The sequence below is a fragment of the Caulobacter sp. BK020 genome (assembly GCF_004342605.1).
Taxonomy (GTDB): Bacteria; Pseudomonadota; Alphaproteobacteria; order Caulobacterales; family Caulobacteraceae; genus Caulobacter.
Genome location: NZ_SLZL01000028.1, coordinates 25,476 through 45,416, shown reverse-complemented (window position 1 = coordinate 45,416; position 19,941 = coordinate 25,476). Strand labels below are relative to the sequence as shown.

At 66.2% G+C, this 19,941-nt stretch carries 16 protein-coding genes; 2 read left to right on the top strand and 14 right to left on the bottom strand.

Annotated features, from left to right (window positions below):
• Positions 1-87 precede the first annotated feature (87 nt).
• The 7 genes from EV278_RS24130 to EV278_RS22345 all read right to left on the bottom strand — a co-directional run bounded on the left by EV278_RS24130 (position 88) and on the right by EV278_RS22345 (position 11,806).
• Positions 88-255, bottom strand: coding sequence for a hypothetical protein (locus EV278_RS24130; RefSeq protein WP_165916746.1), 168 nt, complete (start codon positions 253-255; stop codon positions 88-90).
• An 821-nt stretch (positions 256-1,076) separates the two neighbouring features.
• Positions 1,077-1,703 (bottom strand): DUF6445 family protein, encoded by a 627-nt coding sequence (locus EV278_RS22370; protein ID WP_207905546.1) that lies wholly within the window; start codon positions 1,701-1,703, stop codon positions 1,077-1,079.
• Between the two features lie 298 nt (positions 1,704-2,001).
• A complete protein-coding gene (locus tag EV278_RS22365; protein WP_132096202.1) occupies positions 2,002-2,634 on the bottom strand; it encodes a hypothetical protein in 633 nt (210 codons plus the stop codon).
• 210 nt (positions 2,635-2,844) lie between these two features.
• On the bottom strand, positions 2,845-4,194 hold the full coding sequence (locus EV278_RS22360) for a glycosyl hydrolase (protein WP_132096200.1): 1,350 nt from the start codon (positions 4,192-4,194) through the stop codon (positions 2,845-2,847).
• 927 nt (positions 4,195-5,121) lie between these two features.
• Entirely contained in the window at positions 5,122-7,575 is a 2,454-nt protein-coding gene (locus EV278_RS22355) for a hypothetical protein (protein ID WP_132096198.1), read from the bottom strand.
• 725 nt (positions 7,576-8,300) lie between these two features.
• Positions 8,301-10,481, bottom strand: a complete 2,181-nt coding sequence (locus EV278_RS22350; protein WP_132096196.1) for a 3-hydroxyacyl-CoA dehydrogenase NAD-binding domain-containing protein — start codon at positions 10,479-10,481, stop codon at positions 8,301-8,303.
• A 119-nt stretch (positions 10,482-10,600) separates the two neighbouring features.
• Positions 10,601-11,806 (bottom strand): acetyl-CoA C-acetyltransferase, encoded by a 1,206-nt coding sequence (locus EV278_RS22345; protein ID WP_132096194.1) that lies wholly within the window; start codon positions 11,804-11,806, stop codon positions 10,601-10,603.
• An 81-nt stretch (positions 11,807-11,887) separates the two neighbouring features.
• Here EV278_RS22345 and EV278_RS22340 point away from each other — a divergent pair, with 81 nt between their 5' ends.
• Positions 11,888-12,835 (top strand): phytanoyl-CoA dioxygenase family protein, encoded by a 948-nt coding sequence (locus EV278_RS22340; RefSeq protein WP_132096192.1) that lies wholly within the window; start codon positions 11,888-11,890, stop codon positions 12,833-12,835.
• Between the two features lie 8 nt (positions 12,836-12,843).
• Here the strand turns inward: EV278_RS22340 and EV278_RS22335 are convergent, their stop codons facing one another.
• From EV278_RS22335 to EV278_RS22320, 4 genes are all read right to left on the bottom strand, one after another.
• The gene (locus EV278_RS22335; RefSeq protein WP_132096190.1) at positions 12,844-13,206 is read right to left on the bottom strand and encodes a hypothetical protein; all 363 of its coding nucleotides are present in this window, start codon (positions 13,204-13,206) and stop codon (positions 12,844-12,846) included.
• Complete coding sequence (locus EV278_RS22330; protein ID WP_132096188.1) at positions 13,206-13,589, bottom strand: hypothetical protein; 384 nt, start codon at positions 13,587-13,589, stop codon at positions 13,206-13,208. The genes EV278_RS22335 and EV278_RS22330 overlap by 1 nt, the downstream gene beginning before the upstream one ends.
• A gap of 43 nt (positions 13,590-13,632) precedes the next feature.
• Positions 13,633-15,423, bottom strand: a complete 1,791-nt coding sequence (locus EV278_RS22325; RefSeq protein ID WP_132096186.1) for an acyl-CoA dehydrogenase C-terminal domain-containing protein — start codon at positions 15,421-15,423, stop codon at positions 13,633-13,635.
• A gap of 96 nt (positions 15,424-15,519) precedes the next feature.
• A complete protein-coding gene (locus EV278_RS22320) occupies positions 15,520-15,999 on the bottom strand; it encodes a MerR family DNA-binding transcriptional regulator (RefSeq protein WP_132096208.1) in 480 nt (159 codons plus the stop codon).
• A gap of 187 nt (positions 16,000-16,186) precedes the next feature.
• Between EV278_RS22320 and EV278_RS22315 the strand changes: the two genes are divergently transcribed.
• A complete protein-coding gene (locus EV278_RS22315; RefSeq protein ID WP_132096184.1) occupies positions 16,187-16,822 on the top strand; it encodes a helix-turn-helix transcriptional regulator in 636 nt (211 codons plus the stop codon).
• A gap of 6 nt (positions 16,823-16,828) precedes the next feature.
• Here the strand turns inward: EV278_RS22315 and EV278_RS22310 are convergent, their stop codons facing one another.
• From EV278_RS22310 to galE, 3 genes are all read right to left on the bottom strand, one after another.
• The gene (locus EV278_RS22310) at positions 16,829-17,038 is read right to left on the bottom strand and encodes a hypothetical protein (protein WP_056760923.1); all 210 of its coding nucleotides are present in this window, start codon (positions 17,036-17,038) and stop codon (positions 16,829-16,831) included.
• Positions 17,039-17,150: 112 nt separating this feature from the next.
• On the bottom strand, positions 17,151-18,788 hold the full coding sequence (pgm, locus tag EV278_RS22305) for a phosphoglucomutase (alpha-D-glucose-1,6-bisphosphate-dependent) (RefSeq protein WP_132096182.1): 1,638 nt from the start codon (positions 18,786-18,788) through the stop codon (positions 17,151-17,153).
• A gap of 140 nt (positions 18,789-18,928) precedes the next feature.
• Positions 18,929-19,918 (bottom strand): UDP-glucose 4-epimerase GalE, encoded by a 990-nt coding sequence (gene galE / locus EV278_RS22300; RefSeq protein WP_132096180.1) that lies wholly within the window; start codon positions 19,916-19,918, stop codon positions 18,929-18,931.
• Positions 19,919-19,941: the final 23 nt, after the last annotated feature.

The window sequence follows — 19,941 nt, the reverse complement described above, 5'->3', positions numbered from 1 at the left end:
TCTGCTCTTCCGTGAACCGTGATCGCTTCATTCGTCCGTCCTTTGATCGGGGCGGACTCTAGTTATTTCTGGAGGAGTTTCAGGGGGTCACGTCACCACGAACTCGTCGACCGTATCCCAGGGCGAGGTCGAGAAGGCAACGTGACCGTAGGTCAGGCAGGTGCCGACAGCGTGGGGGCGGCGCTTCCAGTCGAACTCCATGTTCAGGCGGCGACTGATCGCCTTGGTGACGAGGTCGGCGTCAAACTCGACCATGTCTCGCATGCCCGTGAAAATCTCTAACTGGATGACGTGGTCGGGAGCGCGATCGAAAAAACGTTGAACGACATGCTCGTTTCGCAAACGGACGCTGTCCATGTGCGAGGCCGTGTAAATCCCGCCCTTGGCAAGCACGATGTTGTAGTCGTCGCCATGATGGCTGTTTCCCTCGACAAGCGTGGCTTGGCCTCGCGTCCGCCAGCCAACTTCGTAAGAGCCGTCTCTCTCAACCCATACCCCACTTTTACTGAGGCCAGCCGAAGCCCGCTACCGCCCTGCCAACTGGCCCCGATCTGCTCTGCTGCCGCCTCACTAGAAGTTGCCACTCTCAACCCATACCCGACTTTTACTGAGGTGCGGTCGAGGTGCGCCCAGAATGCAGTTCCGGGGGCTACCCCTAGCCGGCAGACCGGCCCCAACCCAAGGGGTGGCTTTGGGCAGGATTCCGAAACCTCTTCCGACAGTTTAGTGCGATGCTCCGCGATCCGGTCACCATCCTTAGTCCTGCCGAAAGCTAGACCGGATCGAAAGGCGGACGAAAATCCCGATAGGGACCGGTAGAGCGATGGTCCGGCCGTAAAATTCGGCCAGTTAAACACATGATTTAAAAGGGTATTCTGAGCGTGTCGTCTCTTTCGTAATGAGGGGGTCACAGGTTCGAGTCCTGTAAGCGGCACCACCTTCCCAAGGCGCCTGGTGGGTCCCGATATCGGCTTCAAGGGGCGGAGGGGAGAGCCGCTTTCACGCTAGGCGCCAAGTCGCCCTAGGCCGGCAGCGCCGCCGCGGGAATTGCGATTGCGCCCATCCGCCCCGCGGGGCTATGCGAGGCGAATGAAGACGTTCGTCGTCAGTCGTTCCTGGCATCCCAGGTCCGTGAAATGATCGGGAGGAATCATTCCGGAATGAAGGGCATTGCTTGGGTAAACAACAATTCTGCCGCGGCGCCCGGTGATTTCGGCGGTCATTTCATATTCGTCATTTGATCCGCATATATAACTTTCGCGGGCCCCAAGATGCGCTATCGATGCCAAATAATATTGGAGCTTATCTTCGGTTATGCGCTCCAATCCGGTGGCGCGATGGCGGTAGAGGGCGGTGCCCATGGTAGGGGTCAGGTAGTGCAAAATGGCGATCATCTGGCCACTGGTGTCGTCGAAATGCGGGTGGCTCTGATACCTCGTGAGGTTTTCGGGGCGTGTCGTGACCTTTGACAGAGACGCCGATGTGGCCCCCAAAATGTCCGCGTCGAACGCATCGCTGATAATGGGCGCCAAGGTGTTCAGCATGGGACCGATGTAATCAGCCATCAGGCTGTCGCCCGGTGTAATGAAATGGCGCTCACCTGGGTATGGCCCTGGAGCTTGCGGGTAGGGAGACAGAGCGCGTGCGCGACCGACAATCGCGTCAAGGTCGGCGACATAATTGTCGACAATCAGGACCGGCACCTTTTCGTGTCCGACATGGAGCAGGTGTGGTTCGATTATCGTCCGCCTTTTTGAGCCTGTCCGCCCAGCCGTTCGCCGTCGGCCTCCAGATCAGTCCGCCGTCCCACAAGGACGGAGCCAAAACTATCCCGGACCGCCTATGGCCGTCGAGATGCAAAGTCAACCACCGGCCAGTGCTGTCGGCCTAACTGCAACTCGTCTCCGTTTGGCGGCAACAGGTGAGCGGAAACAATCAGGGCTTCCGGACGTGTTGTTGTCTGATGGATACTGCTGTCTGATCGACGCCGTCGGACCACCGTCAGTCCCAGCCCTTGATCTTCTTCTTCCTGCCCAGGGCGAACAGGCCGGGATAGGGGCCCTTGCCGGTGCGGTAGAGGCACCAGTCGTCGTCCTTCTTGCAGTCGCCGTCGAAGGCCGCCTTCTTGTCGGGGTCGATCGCCGCGTAAAGCGCCGGACCGTTCTTGTGCCTGGCCCCCAGGGCCTCGGCGCAGACGTCGCGTTCGGCCTTGGTCAGCTTGACGATATCGGCCTCCGTGCAGCCGCTCTGGCGCGCGGCCTGACGCAAGGCCTCGCCGCCGCCGGTCAGGGTTCCCCGGGCGGTGAAGCCGGGCGGGGCGACGATGCTCCCCGGCGCGCTGGGGGCGGCGGGCAAGGGCGAAGGCGCGATGGGCGATACGGACGGCGGGACGGGGCGCGGCGTCGGGACGTGCAGCGGCGCGGACGAGGCGGCGGGTCGCGTCGGTCGTGTCGCCGCATGGGGCCGGTCGGGCGTGAGGAGTTCGACCACCACGCTGCGCGGTTCGACCACGACGGGCGGCGCCGGCACGGCCTTGAGCAGCGCCCATCCCAGCAGGCCATGAAAGGCCAGCGAGGCCGCGCCGATCACCAGGCGACGTCGCGGTCGCCGGCCGGACGGCCTTGTCGCGGGCATGGCGGTCTCCCTGACGTCCCTCGGGATGAGCCCGGGCGACGAGGTCGATCCAGCCGGGTCGGTGGCGGGGCGCGTCAAGGATAGGCTCGATCTCACCCGATCAAGCCCTAGCGGCCCGGTGCGGCGGGACCATGGCCGCGAGAAGTCGAGCTTGAAACGAATGCGTCTCGGACGGCGCTCGTTCGCGGATGCTTGCTAGCTGTGCAGCTCTCAGGCGAAGGCGAACACCGGAGAATCCGTGACCAGATAGTGCGGGGACGGCGGCTGGGCGAGGCCGCCCGTGACCGACCGCACCGTCTTGAAGCGCGTCAGATCGACGTAGGCTTGCCGGCCGTCGAGACACCAGAAGACCTGACCGCGCCGGCCGTCGACCGAGGCGAACTCGACGCCGCGCAGGTCGTCCTGCGACCAGAGGGACGAGATCTGACCGCCCTCCAGCAGTCCGGCGAGATAGGTCAGGGCCTGACCGGCCGGCAGGACCCTGGCCTTGTTGGAGAAATCGATCAGCCGGAGGGCCGAGAAGGGCTTGTCCACCGCGTAGAAGTACTGGCGCGCCAGGCCGCAGGCGAACGACACCAGGTAGGAGCGCGCGATGTATGACGCCGCCTGGTCCTGCGCCATGACCGCGCCCGCGGCGGCGACCTTGGCGCCCGTCGCGGCGTCGGCGAAGCCGCCGGCTTGCGGCGCGTTCTTGATCCCGCCCCAGCCAAACTCGGTGGACCATAGGGGAAGGTCGAAGCCGGCGTCGTCGGCGACCCCGCGCAGGAGCTCGGCCAGGACGCCGATCTGCTCGGGCTGGCGCGGCATGACGTAGGTGTGAGCCGACACCACGTCGATCGCGTCGGCCCCGCCGGCGGCCTTCAACGCCCGCAGGTAGCGGCGCAGATAGTCTCCGCGGTCGCCGAAGGATTGCGGCGCCGCGCCCACCAGGACGACGCCGGGCCGGACGGCGCGCGCCGCGCGGGCCTGGGCGATGCTGATCTGCGCCAGTTGCTCGACGGTGCCGCTATAGAACTGGGCGCGCTTGTCAGGCTCGTTCCAGTGTTCCAGCCCGGTGATTTGCGGGTATCGGCGCAGGAGCGCGGTGACGAAATCGGCCGCGTCCTGGCTGTTGTTCGGCGCGTTCGGGTTCCACGAATCGTTGCCGCCGCGGCGGGGCGTCGAGGCCCAGTCCGGGGCCTGGCCCAGGCAGAACAGGATGTCGTCGAAGCCCTTGGTCCAGACCGCCATCTCGGCGTCCAGCCGCGACCAGTCAAAGTCGCCCTTGCCGCGTCCCTCGATACGCCGCCAGGTGGCCCCGGTGTCCCAGACCCGCACCGACCGGCAGCCGAAGGTGTTGAGCGGGGTGTTCCTGCCGGGGCCATTTCCCTGGTCCCACCCCGCGACCCCGACCAGATGCAGGCCGAACGCCTCGCGCGACACGGGATGCAGGGGCTGCCCCATTCGCGGCTGCACTGTCTGGCCCGCGGACGGGCTCAGGCTGACCAGTAGGCCCCCGCTGGCCGCCGCGCCGCGTTGCAGCATCCAGCGGCGCGACGGATTGTCGACGAGCGTAGACATGTTCTTCCACCGCTCCTGGTTCCCGGCCGTGATCGAACGCCTCGCGGCGCGGCTGGTTGTCGCTCAGAACACGTTGGCGCGCCAGCCTGCGCGCGGCAGCTTGGCGCCTTCGCATGAGCCGGTCTGGGATTGCGGGAAAGTTGGGCAGGACCGAGGCGGCGGCGCCTTTGGGTCGTTGCCGATGTCGTGAAAACACGAACCGACGTTCACGGCCAAGGGCGGCTTCGGCGGGATCCCGACGGCCAAATACGATCAGCGGCGGGCAGGCGGCGCACGGAAGGCGGTGGCGACTTTCGCGGCCGGGGGGCGGATTTCGGCTGGACCAGCCTCGACGAGACCGGGGCGTCCTTGCGCGGACGGGGCCAAGCCGGCGTGAGTTTCGGTTTGGCGAACCAAGCCGATCAGCCGCTCGCGGTGGCGATTAGGCGAGCAGTCGGACACCCGCGACAAGGCCGGCCCAGGCGGCGACGTTCAGCAAGACGAAGCCAATCCGAATCCAGTTCACCCGGACTTTCGGGGGCGGCGACATCGCGACCAGGTCATGGCCCGAAGTGATAGTCGTCATCTCAGTTATCCGTACTGTGATCTGGCCTGAGACCGATCAGTTTCAGGGCTCTACTGATTTCCCATGTCGAGATTAACGCCTGGACTATATCTAAGGTTTAAAAGTCATTAAGTATATTCTCGGTTCTTTGCGCCAATGTATGGTCTTAGGCGGTGGGCTCGTCGTCTGCGCCTGACGTTTCCAACGAAAGACACCGCCGGGTTGCGCACCCGGCGGTGTCATGGAACTTGCCTGACGGCCGCGCGCGCGGCTGGAACATCGCGCGGAAAATGGACGCCGGTTTTTCGTAAAAGATATGCTAAAACAAAAGCTTAAAGCAAATTGTGCGGTTCCTGATATCGCGCGATTTGCTCTAGGCTCGGCTACAGGATGAAGTCGGTGCTGTGCAGCGACGTCACCGAAAGCTGGATGGAGAAGTCCGTGAGACCGTCGCCGTCGACATCGGCCTGAACGATGACGCCGCCCGAGACCGACGCGTAGCGGAGTTCACCGGCGACGTGATGGAAGGTCTCTTGGCCGATATAGGTGAAGGGGTCGTCCACGCCGCCGGCCACCGCATCGATGGCCGACAGGTCCATGCGATCGCCCTGGCTCGTCGAGAAGTCGGTGATCCGGTCGGCGTCGCCGGCGTTGTACGGGCCAAAGACGAACAGATCGGCGCCGGCCCCGCCCGCCAGGACGTCGGACGCCGCCCCACCGGCCAGCTTGTCGGCGAAGGCGCTCCCGACCAGGGTGTTGGCGAACTCCGAGCCGGTCGCCGTGACGCCGGCGCTGGCGCCGGTGGCGTCGAGGTTCTCGAAGCCCGAGACGTAGGCCGAGCCGCTGGTGACCTGGTTGGTCGTGAACGTGCCGAGATCGACCGTGGCGCCGACCTTGAGGATCAGCGTGTCCCGCCCGGCGCCGCCGTTGATGACCGAATCGCTGGCGTCGTAGACGACCTTGTCGTCGCCGGCTCCGCCCTGGACCTTGTCCACGCCCGCCCCGCCGTCGAGAATGTCGTTGCCGTTGCCGCCGTCGAGGACGTCGTCGCCCGAGCGACCGCGCAGCGTATCGGCGCCGTCGCCGCCGGACAGGGTGTCGGCGTAGGCGCCGCCGGTCAGGAGGTTGTCGTCGGCAGCGCCGGTGAGCGAGACGGCGCCGGTCGCGGCCGAGGCGTCGACGTCCTCGAAGCCGGTCACGACGGCGCCGCCGACCATCTGGTCGGCCGTGGCCGACAGATCGACCGTGGCGGCGACGTGCAGCACCAGGGTGTCGTGGCCGTCGCCCCCTTGCACCGTCGAGGCTGTCCCGTCGTAGACGACGCTGTCGTCGCCTGAGATGTCGGGCTGCGGCGCGGGCTGTTCCGCGGGTTGCTCCGCGGGGGGTTGGGTGACGGTGGTGGTTACGTTGGATCCCTCCACGTGCATGGTGGTCAAGGCGCCGTCGACGCCCCGGGTCTGGACGTCGAGGTCCAGGTTGTTGATGGTCAGCGATCCGGCCCCGGACACCACTTCGGATCCCAGTTCGACCGAGGCGACATAGTCGCTGGAGGAGACGAGGTTCAGGCCTTTGAGGGTGGAGAGGATCCCGGCGATGTCGATCTGGCCCTTGGGCGTGTCCTGGTCGAGGACGACGGCGGTGTAGGTCCAGCTGCCGCTGGTGGAGGCGTAGATCTTGCCGGTGACCGAGCCGCTGGAATAGGTGCCCACCTGCGTGCCGAAGGCGTCGAAGTCGCCCTTGTGCACCCAGACCATGACCTCGGTGGTGACGGTGTCGGAACCGCCGTTGGGGGTGTCGGTCAGCCAGATGTCGAAGGCGACGTTGAAGCCGCCGGTGTTGCCCTTGTAGCTGACGTCGTAATCGGCGGTCAGGGCGGTCAGGCTGCTGACCTGGGCGGGCAGGACGGTGGTGATGTCGCTGGCCTTGTGACCGCCGCTCATCGGGGCCGGGCCGAAGATCACCTCGGGATAGGCGCGGATCGTGTGCGCCGAGTCGGTGGTGACCGGGAACGACCAGTTGAAGGTGGTCTTGGAGGTCATGTCGGCGGCGCTATAGGCGCTGTCGATCGTGTAGTCGGTCCCATAGACCAGGCTGCCGGGGTTCCAGACGTTGTTGAGCACGTACCAGCCGTGGGCGGTGTAGGCCGCCCCGGGACCCGTCAGCTGGGAATAGCCGGCCGGAATGGCGGCGGGATCGGCCTTGAGGCCGAAGTCGTAGGCGGTGAGGCTGGACAGGGCGGTGTCGCGGATCACCAGGCTCTCGCCGTTGGCGAAGCTGAGCTTGACGTCGGCGCCGCTCTGGGTGGCCAGGGTCTGGAGCTGGGCGAAGCTGGTGACGCCGTAGCCGCTCAGCTGGATGACGTCGCTGCCGGGCTTGAAGTTCAGGATGGCGTCGGAGCCGTTGCCGGCCGCCACCTTGAACAGGTCGCCCTGCGCGCCCCCGACCAGGACGTCGTCGCCGCCCAGGCCGTTCAGCGTCGCGCCAACCGTGCCGGCGATGATGATGTTGTTGAGGGCGTTGCCGGTCCCGGCGGTCGAACCCGCGGAGTTCAGCAGGAGATTCTCGACATTGGCCGCCAGGGTCACCGGACCCCAGAACCGGGCGTCGACGGTGTCGATACCCTGGCCGGCGTACTCGACCGCGGTCGAGCCCTTGTCCCACAGGTAATAGGTGTCGTCGCCCGCGCCGCCGATCAGCGTATCGCCGCCCGAGCCTTGGAAGACATCGTTGTTGGCGGTTCCGACTTGAGTTTCCTTGGCCGAGCTATGAGCTGGCCAACTGTTTGGCGCCGCCGAAAGGAAAAGTTCGACGCCCTTGGCTGTGAAGTAGCGAGTCATGTGTCTCTCCGTGGCGAGGAGAGATCAGCATTCATTGGTTAACGAGTGGTACAGTGGTGCTTCTTGGATAATGTAGGCTCAAGTATAAAAATTGGGCATTTTGCCATAACGGCGATTTATAAACATATAGTGCGACAAAACGTCCCATGTTACTTAAAAATGCAATCAATGATGGTGTATTTCGTCGACAAGAATTCCTGAGCGCCTACTCTCTTCTTGTCGCATCATCTGCTTGTGAGCGAAGCCTCCTTGAAGACACCGCAGTCAAGACGCTGTCAGTCGTTACATGCGACGGGAGGTGTCACAGACTAAAGCGCTTGTTTTTTGCGCTGCAGCAAACCTGATCCAATGATCTCCGGCTGCCGAGGATTGGATTTTGAGCCGGTGAACCCGCCGCTCTGCGGCGGACCCTGTCTTAAACGCCAACGTCCGGGCCCCGTCCTGGTGGATCGAGCATCCGCTGGAGGGGATCTTCCTGGAAGCAGGAAAATGTAAAGGTGTTGCAGGGAATAAAGCCCAGGTGGGACGATCTATGAATTCTCAATTGTTATACAATTATACGCCATAAGCATATCTTCAACTAAACGCGATAAAATTCTCGGATCAAGTCGTTGTATCCGGACCATAACGGCGATTTATAAGGCATCTATCCACATGTAGACTTAAATAAAAAGGGCTCGCCTTAATCGACGAGCCCTTTCCAAAGTGCGAAATCGGTAAGTGGGTTAGGCTGCGATCCGTTCCTTAGCGCCAAATCGACTGTAGAAGGTCTCGCCCTTGGCGGCCATGTCGCGCAGCAATTGTGGCGGCGAGAAGCGCGCGCCGTACTTCTGCGCCAAAGCGTCGCAGGCCTTAACAAATTCGGCCGCGCCCACGCCGTCGATCAGGCTGATCGGCCCGCCCGTCCAGGGCGCGAAGCCCCAGCCCAGGATCGCCCCGACGTCGGCCTCGCGCGGATCGGTGATCACGCCCTCCTCGAAGCAGCGGGCGGCTTCCACGGCCTGGCGATAGAGCAGCCGGGTGCGGATCTCCTCGATGCCGACCTTGTCGACCTCGGCGATCCTGACCGGCGCCAGGTCGGACAGGCCCTTCCACAGCACCTTGGGGCCGTTCTCCGGATAGTCGTAGAAGCCCTTGCCGTTCTTGCGGCCATAGCGACCCTCGCCTTCGACCATCTTTTCGATGATCGCGGTGAAAGGGCGCTCCTCGTACTTGTCGCCGAGGTCCTTCTTGGTCTGCTGGGCGATCTTGTAGGAAAGGTCCAGCGCGACGTCGTCGTGCATCTCCAGCGGACCGCGCGGCATGCCGGTGGCCCGGCCGACATTGTCGATGATGGCCGGGGCGTAGCCGTCGGACAGCAGCTCCATGCCCTCCTGCACGAAGGTCCCGAAGCAGCGCGACGTGTAGAAGCCGCGGCTGTCGTTGACGACGATCGGGGTCTTCTTGATCTTCAGGACATAGTCGATCGACTTGGCCAGGGCCTCCTGCGAGGTCTCCTCGCCCATGATGATCTCGACCAGGCCCATCTTGTCGACCGGCGAGAAGAAGTGGATGCCGATGAACGAGGCGGGGCGGACCGAGGCCTTGGCCAGGCCCGTGATCGGCAGGGTCGAGGTGTTGGAGCCGAAGATCGCGGTGTCGGCCAGCTGGGCCTCGGCCTTCCGGGTCACTTCGGCCTTGACGTCGCGGTTCTCGAACACGGCCTCGACGACCAGGTCGCTGCCCTTGACCTGCGCGTAGTCGGCGGTCGGATGGATCAGCGCCAGGATGGCGTCGCCCTTCTCCTGGGTCATCTTCCCGCGCGAGACGGCCTTCTTGACCAGGCCCTCGGCATAGCCCTTGCCCTTGTCGGCGGCTTCCTGGGTCTGGTCGATCAGCACGGTCTCGATGCCGGCCATGGCTTGGACGTAGGCGATGCCCGCGCCCATCATGCCGGCGCCCAGCACGGCCACCTTCTTGACGTCGTAGTGCGGCACGCCAGCGGGGCGGCCCGAGCCCTTGCCCAGCTCCTGCAGGCTGAGGAACAGGGTGCGGATCATGCCCTTGGCCTGGGGCGACATCAGCGTCTTGAGGAAGTAGCGGGTCTCGATGCGGATGGCCGCGTCGAACGGAACCTGCAGACCCTCGTAGACGGCCTTCATGATGTTCAGCTGGGCGGGATAGTTGCCATAGGTCTGCTTGCGCAGCATGGCGTTGCCCATGATAAACACTTGGCTGCCGCTGGCCGTGTAGGGGCCGCCGCCGGGGATCTTGAAGTCCTTCTTGTCCCACGGCGCGACCGGGTCGCCCTTGGTCTTGACCCAGGTCTTGGCCGCCTCGACCACCTGGTCGGCGGGGACCACCTCATGCACGACCTTGAAGCCCAGGGCCTCGGCCGGTTTCATCGACTTGCCTTCCAGCAGGAAGGGGGCCGCGGCCATCACGCCCATCAGGCGGGTCAGGCGCTGGGTGCCGCCGCCGCCGGGCAGCAGGCCGACCTTGGCCTCGGGCAGCGACAGCTGGATTTTCGGATTGTCGGCCACCACGCGGTAGTGGCAGGCCAGGGTCATTTCCAGGCCGCCGCCCATCGCCAGGCCGTTGATCGCGGCGGCGACCGGCTTGCCGCCGGTTTCGAGCGCGCGGAAGGCCTTGTTCAGGGCGAAGCCGGCGTCGAAGGCGGCCTTCAGGTCGCCGGCGAAGCCTTCGGAGCCGCCCAGTTCGCCCAGGTCGGCGCCGGCGCAGAAGCCGGTGGTCTTGCCCGAGGTGATCACCGCGCCCTTGATGGCGGTGTCGGACTTGATGGTTTCCACCACCTCGCCGATCTCGCGGATCACCGAGGCGGTCAGGGTGTTCATCGTGCGGCCGGGCACGTCGAAGGTGACCAGGGCGATGCCGTCGCCGTCGACCTCGATCTTGAAGTTTTCCATGATTCTTTTCCTCTAGGTCCTCCCCCTCTGGGGGAGGGGGACCGCGAAGCGGTGGAGGGGGCCGCAACCCCCTCAGCCGCTCCGCGACAGCTCCCCCAGAGGGGGAGCAGCTGTTGCGGTTAGACGCGTTCGATGACGGTGGCGGTGCCCATGCCGGCGCCGACGCACAGGGTAATCAGGGCGGTTTCCTTGTCCGAGCGTTCCAACTCGTCGACCATGGTCCCCAGGATCATCGCGCCGGTGGCGCCCAGCGGGTGGCCCATGGCGATGGCGCCGCCGTTGACGTTCATCTTGTCGTGCGGGATGTCCAGCGCCTGCATCATGCGCAGGACGACCGCGGCGAAGGCTTCGTTCAGTTCGTAGAGGTCGATGTCCTTGACCTCCATCTTCAGCTTCTTGAGCAGCTTCTCGGTGACCAGCGACGGTCCGGTCAGCATGATCGAGGGCTCGCTGCCGATCGACGCCGCGCCCTTGATCCGGGCGCGGGCTTTGAGGCCCAGGGCCTCGCCCATCTCCTTGGTGCCGATCAGCACGCCGGCGGCGCCGTCGACGATGCCCGAGCTGTTGCCGGCGTGGTGGACGTGGTTGACCCTTTCCACCTGCGGATAGCGCTGGGTGACCACCGCGTCGAAGGCCATGTCGCCCATGCCCTGGAACGACGGGTTCAGCGACGCCAGGGTTTGCATCGTGGTGTTCCCACGCACGGTCTCGTCGTGGTCCAGGATCGTCAGGCCCAGCTGGTCCTTCACGGCGATCACCGAGTTCTTGAAGCGGCCGTCGGCCCACGAGGCGGCGGCGCGCTTCTGGCTCTCGACCGCGTAGGCGTCGACGTCGTCGCGGCTGAAGCCGTACAGCGAGGCGATCAGGTCGGCGCTGACCCCTTGCGGGGCGAAATAGGTCTTGAAGGCCGAGGACGGGTCGGTGGGCCAGGCCCCGCCGTCGCTGCCCATGGGCACGCGGCTCATGCTCTCGACGCCGCCGCCGATGGCCAGCTGGGCTTCGCCGGAAGCGACCTTGGCCGCGGCCATGTTCACCGCTTCCAGGCCCGAGGCGCAGAAGCGGTTGATCTGCACGCCGGCCACGCTCTCGGCGTAGTCGGCGGTCAGCACCGCGGTGCGGGCGATGTCGCTGCCCTGCTCGCCGACCGGGGCGACGCAACCCAGGACGACGTCGTCGACCTTGGAGGTGTCCAGGCCGTTGCGGTCGCGCAGGCTTTCCAGAACCTGGGTCGCCAGCGACAGGGCGGTGATCTCGTGCAGAGACCCGTCCTTCTTGCCCTTGCCGCGCGGCGTGCGCACGGCGTCGAAGATGTAAGCGTCGGCCATTTAATGGCTCCTTCCTGTATAGGCTTGGAGGGTTCGTTAACCAAAAGAGCGTCTGATTCCGGGGGTTTGGAGATCAGGACGATGACGGCAGCCGAGCGCGCGACGGACGTGGCCCACCCGGCGGTGAGCGACTTCATCGCGCGCGGCTATCATGTGTTCGGCGGCGGCGTGGACCCTGCGGCGGCCAGCGCCCTGCTGGCCAAGATCCGCGCGCTGCGGACGTTCGACGCGGACCTCTTCCTGTCGGAAACCGAGTTCGACGCCGATCCGCAATATATCGGCGTCAACCCCGCCCCCGGCCGCAATCTGCTGGAGCGGTTCGAGGGCGACCTGGCCTTCGTCGAGAACGACCCGGCGATCGTCGCGGCTCTCACGGCCTTGCTGGGCGACGGCTACGAGATCCTGCTCAAGAAGCTGATCTGCGGCGTGCCGGCCAGCGTCGTGCCCGACTGGCTGAAGGCCCGCATCGCCGGCAATCCGGTCAACAACCTGGGCGCCTATGTGAAGGCCCCGTTCCGGGACATCACCTATTTCTACGGCATCGACTTCCACCAGGACCTGATCGACTACAAGGACCGGGAAGCCGATTTCATCACCCTGTACGTCTATCTGCACGACGTGGGGACGCACGACGCCCCGCTGTTCCTGCTGGAGGACAGCCACAAGCTGGGCGGGACGCTGTTCCCGCACGACCTGACCAAGAACCCCACGAGCGAAGGGGAAACCGGATGGCTGTACCGCGACGGACGCGGCCACGAGATCCAGACCCGCCAGCACCTGCTGACCGGCAAGACCGGCTACGCGGCCATGTGGCACGCCTGCACCCTGCATGGCACGCAGCCCGACGCCGCCGACAACGAGCGCCTCTCCTTGCGCTACCTGATCGCCCGCAAGCCCGGCGTCGCCGCGCCCGGCATGGACGCCGTCAACGCCACCCTGCTGGGGCCGCTCAGCCTGGAGGCCACGCGCCAGGACCTGGACGCGCGCGGCGCGGCCCAGATCAAGGCCAACAGCGTCAACAAGGCCTAGGGGCCGGATCACTTCCAGCTTCCGATCGGCGACTTGGCGATGGGCGCGCAGGCCAGGCCCCGGGCGGTGGCCTTGGCGCTGTAGGTCACGCGATAGCCGAACTCCGGCGGCGGCAGGGCGCAGGCCTTGAACCCCGGCGTGGTCACCGACAGGGTCCAGTCGGCCACCTTCGAGCGCAGCAGGGTGTTGCACTGGTCGGCATTGGCCTTCAGCGGCAGTTCGAAGTCTCCCGGTGGCTTGGAGCCGGGCCGCTTGGACACCAGCTTGCCGGTGAAGAACAGCGGGCGCGGGCCGGCGGCGCGAACGCAGACGACGGCCGAGCGGCTGTCGGCGGCGACCTGGGCGGGCGGCGAGGCGACGGCGATCAGCATCAGCGGGTCTCCTTGCAGGTCAGCCGGCCAAACAGGCTCTTGCGATAGATGAACCTCACTCGCTGGCCGGGCTGGGGCGGCGCGGTCGACCGGCAGAGGGCGTCGCCATGGCGGTCGGCGGGCAGGTCGCCGGCGGCCGCCGGCTGGCCCGACCAGATCACCATCTGCGGCTTGGCCAAGGCCAGCGTGTCGAAGGTGGCGCAGCCGGTCTGGCCGGCGGCGACGACGGGGAACGGCGTCTCCGCCACGGGTTCGCGATAGGTCAGGCTGGTCCCCGACAACTTGGCCGAGGTGGTCTTGAAGCGGCCGTCGTGCACCAGTCCGTGCGCGGCCGTGTCGGTCGCGTTGGTCAGGCACAGGACGACGGCGGCTTCAAGCAGCATGGCTAGAGCGTCCTCGCGATAGAGTCTTCGAGCCCGCCCATGGTCAGAAGGCCTCCGCCGGCAGGGCCATCAGCGTTTCCGAACCCGTCTTCAGCTTGGCCAGGTGCGCCCCCGCGTCGGGCAGGATGCGCTCGATGAAATACCGGGCCGTGACGACCTTGGTCGTGAAGAAGGGATCCGTCGAGCCGGCGGCGATCTTGGCGTTGGCCGCCTTGACCATCAGCGCCCACATGTAGGCCAGGCCCGTCAGGCCGAAGAGATGCATGTAGTCGGTCGAGGCCGCGCCGGCGTTGTCGGGGTTCTGCAGACCGTTCTGCATCAGCCACATCGTGCCTTCCTGGAGCTGGGCCTTCACCCCGGCGAGGGCCTCGATGAACGGCTTCAGCTCGACGTCGCCGTCGTTCTCGCCGACGAACTGGTCGATCTCCTGGAAGAAGGTCATCACGCCGCGACCGCCCTTGGCCGCCAGCTTGCGGCCGACCAGGTCCAGGGCCTGGACGCCGTTGGTGCCTTCGTAGATCAGGGCGATGCGGACGTCGCGCAGGTACTGGCTGGCCGGGAAGTGCTCGGTGAAGCCGCTGCCGCCGTGCACCTGCATGGCGTCCGAACAGATCTTGAAGCCCTTGTCGGTCAGGTAGCCTTTCAGCACCGGCGTCATCAGGCCCATATAGTCCTCGGCCTTGGCGCGCACGGCCTCGTCGGGGTGGTGGTGGGCCAGGTCGCCGTGCAGGGCGGTCCAGAACAGGAAGGCGCGGCCGCCTTCGATCAGGGCCTTGCTCTCCAGGAGCATGCGGCGCACGTCCGGGTGGACGATGATCGGGTCAGCCGGGCCGTCCGGGTTCTTGGGACCCGTCAGCGAACGGCCCTGCAGGCGGTCCTTGGCGAAGGCGACGGCGGCCTGGTAGGCGGCCTCGGCCTGGGCGATGCCTTGCAGGCCCACGCCCAGCCGGGCTTCGTTCATCATCACGAACATCAGCTTCAGGCCGCTGTTCTCCTCGCCGATCAGCCAGCCCTGGGCGTGGTCATACTGCATCACGCAGGTGGCGTTGCCGTGGATGCCCATCTTCTCTTCAAGGCCGACGCACTTGACGCCCTCGTTGCGCTCGCCGACCGAGCCGTCGGCCTTGGGCAGGAACTTCGGCACGATGAACAGGCTGATGCCCTTCACCCCGGCCGGCGCGCCCTCGATGCGGGCCAGCACCAGGTGGACGATGTTGTCCGACATGTCGTGCTCGCCGGCGCTGATCCAGATCTTCTGGCCGGTGATGCGATAGCTGCCGTCGGCCTGCGGAACCGCCTTGGTGCGCAGCAGGCCCAGGTCCGTGCCGCAATGCGGCTCGGTCAGGTTCATGGTGCCCGTCCACTCGCCCGAGATCATCTTGGGCAGGTAGGTCTGTTTCTGCTCGTCCGTGCCGCCGGTGTGGATGGCCGAATAGGCCCCGTGGGCCAGGCCCGGATACATCGAGAAGGCCATGTTGGCCGAGCTCGACATCTCGCTGAACGACAGGTTGACGACGTGGGGCAGGCCCTGACCGCCATAGGTGGGATCCGAGCCCAGGCCCGTCCAGCCGCCTTCGCACAGCTGCCTGTAGGCGTCCTTGAAGCCGTCCGGCGTCTTGACCGTGAAGTCCTGGTTCCAGACGCAGCCTTGCTTGTCGCCGACGTGGTTCAGCGGGGCCAGGACCTCGCCGGTGAACTGGGCGGCGGCTTCGAGAATCTGCTCGACGGTCTCGAACGGCGCGTCGGCGAAGCCGGGCAGGGCGCTGTGCTGGTCGATGTCGAGCACGTCGCGCAGGATGAAGGCGTGGTCGCGAACGGGCGGCTGGTAGGTCATGAAGCGGTCCTGGTCAGTCGGATCGGAATGGGGGGGAGGAAAGAAGTGACCTCCGCGCATTGTTTCGGTCTTGAAGGAACGGCGCGGAGCTTGGGTCTACTTGCCCAGCGCGGCGTCCTGGTGACCATCGAGCCGGGCGCGCAGCACCTGGTCGTAGTCGGCGGCGCGGGGCAGAAGGTCGGGGCGGATTTCGGCGAGGCGCTTTTCCAGGCGGGCGCAGGCTTCGCGCAGCTCGATCAAGGCGCCGTCGATGTCTTCGCGCTGCTGCTCCAGCGCGGCGGCGCGCTCGCGGAACTTCTTCAGCGACCGGGCCATCTGGGCCGCGCCGTCGTCGTTCTCGTCATAAAGGTCCAGCAGTTCGCGGATTTCCGACAGCGACAGGCCCACGCGCTTGCCGCGCAGGATCAGTTGCAGGCGGACGCGGTCCTTGTGGGAATAGACGCGGTTCAGGCCTTCGCGCGCGGGCGTCAGAAGACCCTTGTCCTCGTAAAAGCGCAGGGCGCGCGGCGTAGCTTTGAACTCGTTGCACAGCTGGCGGATTGTAAAGGTGCGCTCTGGGCGTCGCAGGTCGGCCAACATTCGAACCCTCCCTGGGCAGGCCCGACTTCTGCGGCCGAGCCGGTTGGTTATCGCCGATCACCATATGCCTGGGACAATCCGCCGTCAACGTTTACGTAAACGTCAACTTGATCGCGGGCGATTAGGTTTACTTTCCTAAGGCTGGGGCATATTTTCCGGGTCTACGGCCAGGATGCAGCCAGCCATGTCGTCTCTGTCGCACACCGAAATCTGGACCGCGATCGACGCCTTGGCCAAGCGGTTCGACATGAGCCCTTCGGCGATGGCCAAGATGGCGGGGCTGGATCCCACCAGCTTCAATCGCTCCAAGCGCGGCGAGGGCGAGTCGCGGCCGCGCTGGCCGTCGACGGAGAGCCTGGCCAAGGTGCTTGAGGCGACAGGGGTCGGGTTTTCGGAGTTCGCGGCCCTGACCGAGCGGGCCCCCAAACCCAATCCGCGGGCGGTGCCGCTGATCGGGTTCGCCCAGGCCACGGCCGAGGGTGTCTTCGACGAGACTGGCGCGCCGCTTGGGGCCGGTTGGGACGAAATCGATTTTCCGGGATTGGCCGACGAGGGCGTCTATGCCCTGGAGATCGCCGGCGACGCCTTGGCGCCCGTCTTTCGCGACGGCGACCGCATTCTGGTCTCGCCGTCGGTGGAGCCGCGGCGGGGCGACCGGGTGGTGGTGCGGACCACGGGCGGCGAACTGCTGGTCCAGGAACTGGCCCGGGTCACGGCCCGCAGCGTCGAGCTGGCTGCGCTGGACCGGACGGGCCGGGGCCGAACGCTGGATCTGGCCGAGGTGGTCTGGATCGCCCGCATCCTGTGGGCCAGCCAGTAGCTCGGATCAGGTGCGCGGACAGTCCGCGTGCTTGCTTTGCAGCCAGGCGGTCAGGTCGCCTTCCCAAGGCGCGTCGCACGAGATGTCGACACGGTAGGACGCCCAGTTGTCGTTGTGGGCGGCCTCGACGTGCGCGGTGGGGAACTGGGTGGCCAGTTCGCCGAGCAACGAATCGAATTCCGAGCGGTCCGAGGGACGGAGAGTGAAGCAAGCCATGAGACTAACCTTGGTTCTGATGAAACCAGACTAGACTCCAAAGTGCGGACAGACCCTTAACCGGCAATTTAGCTTTCGTTCATCTCCCGGGTCATGGTGTCGCAGGCGGCGGTCAGCCGGCCAGCGCGCCGGCGACCACCTTCCTGGCCTCGTCCTGGACTTCCTTCAGATGGTCCGGACCCAGGAACGACTCCGCATAGATCTTGTAGACGTCTTCGGTGCCCGAGGGGCGGGCGGCGAACCAGGCGTTCTTGGTCACCACCTTGAGGCCGCCGATCGCCTCGCCGTTGCCGGGCGCCGTGGTCAGGATCCGCTCGATCGGCTCGCCGGCCAGCGCGCCCGCCGTGACGTCGCTGGGGCTGAGGGAGGCAAGCCGCGCCTTTTCCTCGCGCGAAGCGGGAGCGTCGATGCGGGCATAGGCGGGGGCGCCATGCTCGACGGTCAGGTCGGCATAGAGCTGGCTGGGGCTGGCTCCGGTCGCGCCCTGGATCTCGGCGGCCAGCAGGCCCAGCAGCAGGCCGTCCTTGTCGGTGGTCCAGACGGTTCCGTCCTGGCGCAGGAAGGCGGCGCCGGCCGATTCCTCGCCGCCGAAGCCGACGCCGCCGTCCACTAGGCCGGGCACGAAATGCTTGAAGCCGACCGGAACCTCCAGCAGGCGGCGGCCCAGCTTGGCGACCACGCGGTCGATCATCGAGGACGAAACCAGGGTCTTGCCGACGGCGACATCGGCGCCCCACCGCGGACGATGGCTGAACAGATAGGCGATGGCCGCGGCCAGGTAGTGGTTGGGGTTCATCAGGCCGCCGTCGGGCGTGACGACGCCGTGGCGGTCGGCGTCGGCGTCGTTGCCGATCGCCACGTCGAACTTGGCCCCGCCTTGCATGGTGTGGATCAGGTTGGCCATGGCGCAGGCCGACGAGCAGTCCATGCGGATCTTGCCGTCGGTGTCGAGCGGCATGAACGCCCAGCGCGGGTCAACCTTGTCGTTGACGACGGTCAGGTCCAGCCCATGCCGGTCGGCGATCTCGCCCCAATAGGCGACCGCGGCCCCGCCCAGCGGATCGGCGCCGATTCGGACGCGAGCGCGCCGCACGGCGTCCAAGTCCAGCACGCTGGGCAGGTCGTCGATATAATGGGCCAGGAAGTCGTACTCGCCCGCCTCGGCCCGGGCCCGTTCGAACGGAATCCGCCGGACCTCGCCCAGCCCGTCCTTCAGCAGCTGGTTGGCGCGCGCGGCGATCGGCGTGGTGGCGTCCGAGCCGGCGGGACCGCCCGAGGGCGGATTGTACTTGAAGCCGCCGTCACGCGGCGGATTGTGCGACGGGGTGATCAGCACGCCGTCGGCCGACCCTGGCGCGAGGCGATTATGCTTGAGGATGGCGTGGGACACCGCCGGGGTCGGGGTGAAGCCGTCGCGCGAATCGACCATCACCGTGACGCCGTTGGCGACCAGCACCTCCAGCGCCGTGCGCCAGGCCGGCTCCGAAAGGCCGTGGGTGTCGCGGCCCAGGAACAGCGGTCCGGTGATTCCCGCGGCGGCGCGGTATTCGGCGATCGCCTGGCTGATGGCCAGGATGTGAGCCTGGTTGAAAGCGCCGTCCAGGCTGGAGCCGCGATGGCCGGAGGTGCCGAACGTCACCCGCTGGTCCACCCGCGAGATGTCCGGATGGATCTCGTCATAGGCCTTGAGCAAGGCGTTCAGGTCGACCAGGTCTTCGGGACGGGCCTGTTGGCCGGCGCGGCTATGCATGACAAAAACCCTATGGCTCGCCGCGGGAGGCGACAATGTCGCCCCCGGCGGGGGATCGGCGGAGGCGGTGTGTAGCCGCCAAATGCGTCAATGTTGATACGGTCGGCGGCGGCGAGACCAAGCTTCTGCCTCGGGAACGATCAGCGCTTGAGGTCCAGCGCGCCATTGGCGTGCCAGGCCCAGGCGTGCTCGATGATCGCGTCCAGATCATGGCGCGGCGTCCAGCCCAGCTGCTCGCGGGCCTTGCGGTTGTCAGCCACGAGGGTGGGAGCGTCGCCGGCCCGGCGCTCGGCCAGTTCCAGCGGGAACGGCCGGTTGGATCGCCGCTCGATGCCGCCGACCAGCTCGCGCACGGTAGTGCCCGTGCCGGTGCCCAGGTTGAAGGCCGCGCTGTCCTTGCCGTCCAGCAGCCACTTCAGGGCCAGCACGTGGGCGTCGGCCAGGTCCAGCACGTGGATGTAGTCGCGCACGCAGGTGCCGTCGCGGGTGTCGTAGTCGCCGCCGAACAGCATGAACTTGTCGCGCTCGCCCCGGGCGGCGGCGATCGCCAGCGGAATGGCGTGGGTTTCGGGCTCGTGCTTTTCGCCGATTCGGCCCTCCGGATCGGCGCCGGCGGCGTTGAAATAGCGCAGGGCCACCGAGCGGAAGCCCTTGTAGCGGCCCAGATCCTCAAGGATCTGCTCGACCATCAGCTTGCTGCGCCCGTAGGGGTTCAGCGGGGCCTGCGGATGCTTCTCGTCCATCGGCACATAGACCGGCGCCCCATAGGTGGCGCAGGTGGAGGAAAACACCAGCTTGTCGACACCAGCCCGGCAGGCCGCCTCGATCAGGGTCAATGTCCCGCCGACATTGTTCTCATAAAACGCGCCCGGCTCGGCGATCGAAAAGCCGACCTCGATGAAGGCCGCGAAATGAATGACGGCGACGGGCCTGTGTTTGGCGAAGACGGCGTCCAGCCGCGCGGCGTCGCGGATGTCGCCGATCTCCAGCGGACCCCACCGCACAAAGGACTCCCAGCCGTTCGACAGGTTGTCGTAGACGACAGGCGTGTATCCGGCCTCGGCCAGTCGAAGGCAGGTGTGCGCGCCGATATAGCCCGCGCCGCCCGCTACGAGGATGGTTTGACCCAAGATGCTCGCTCCGCGTCCGCCGC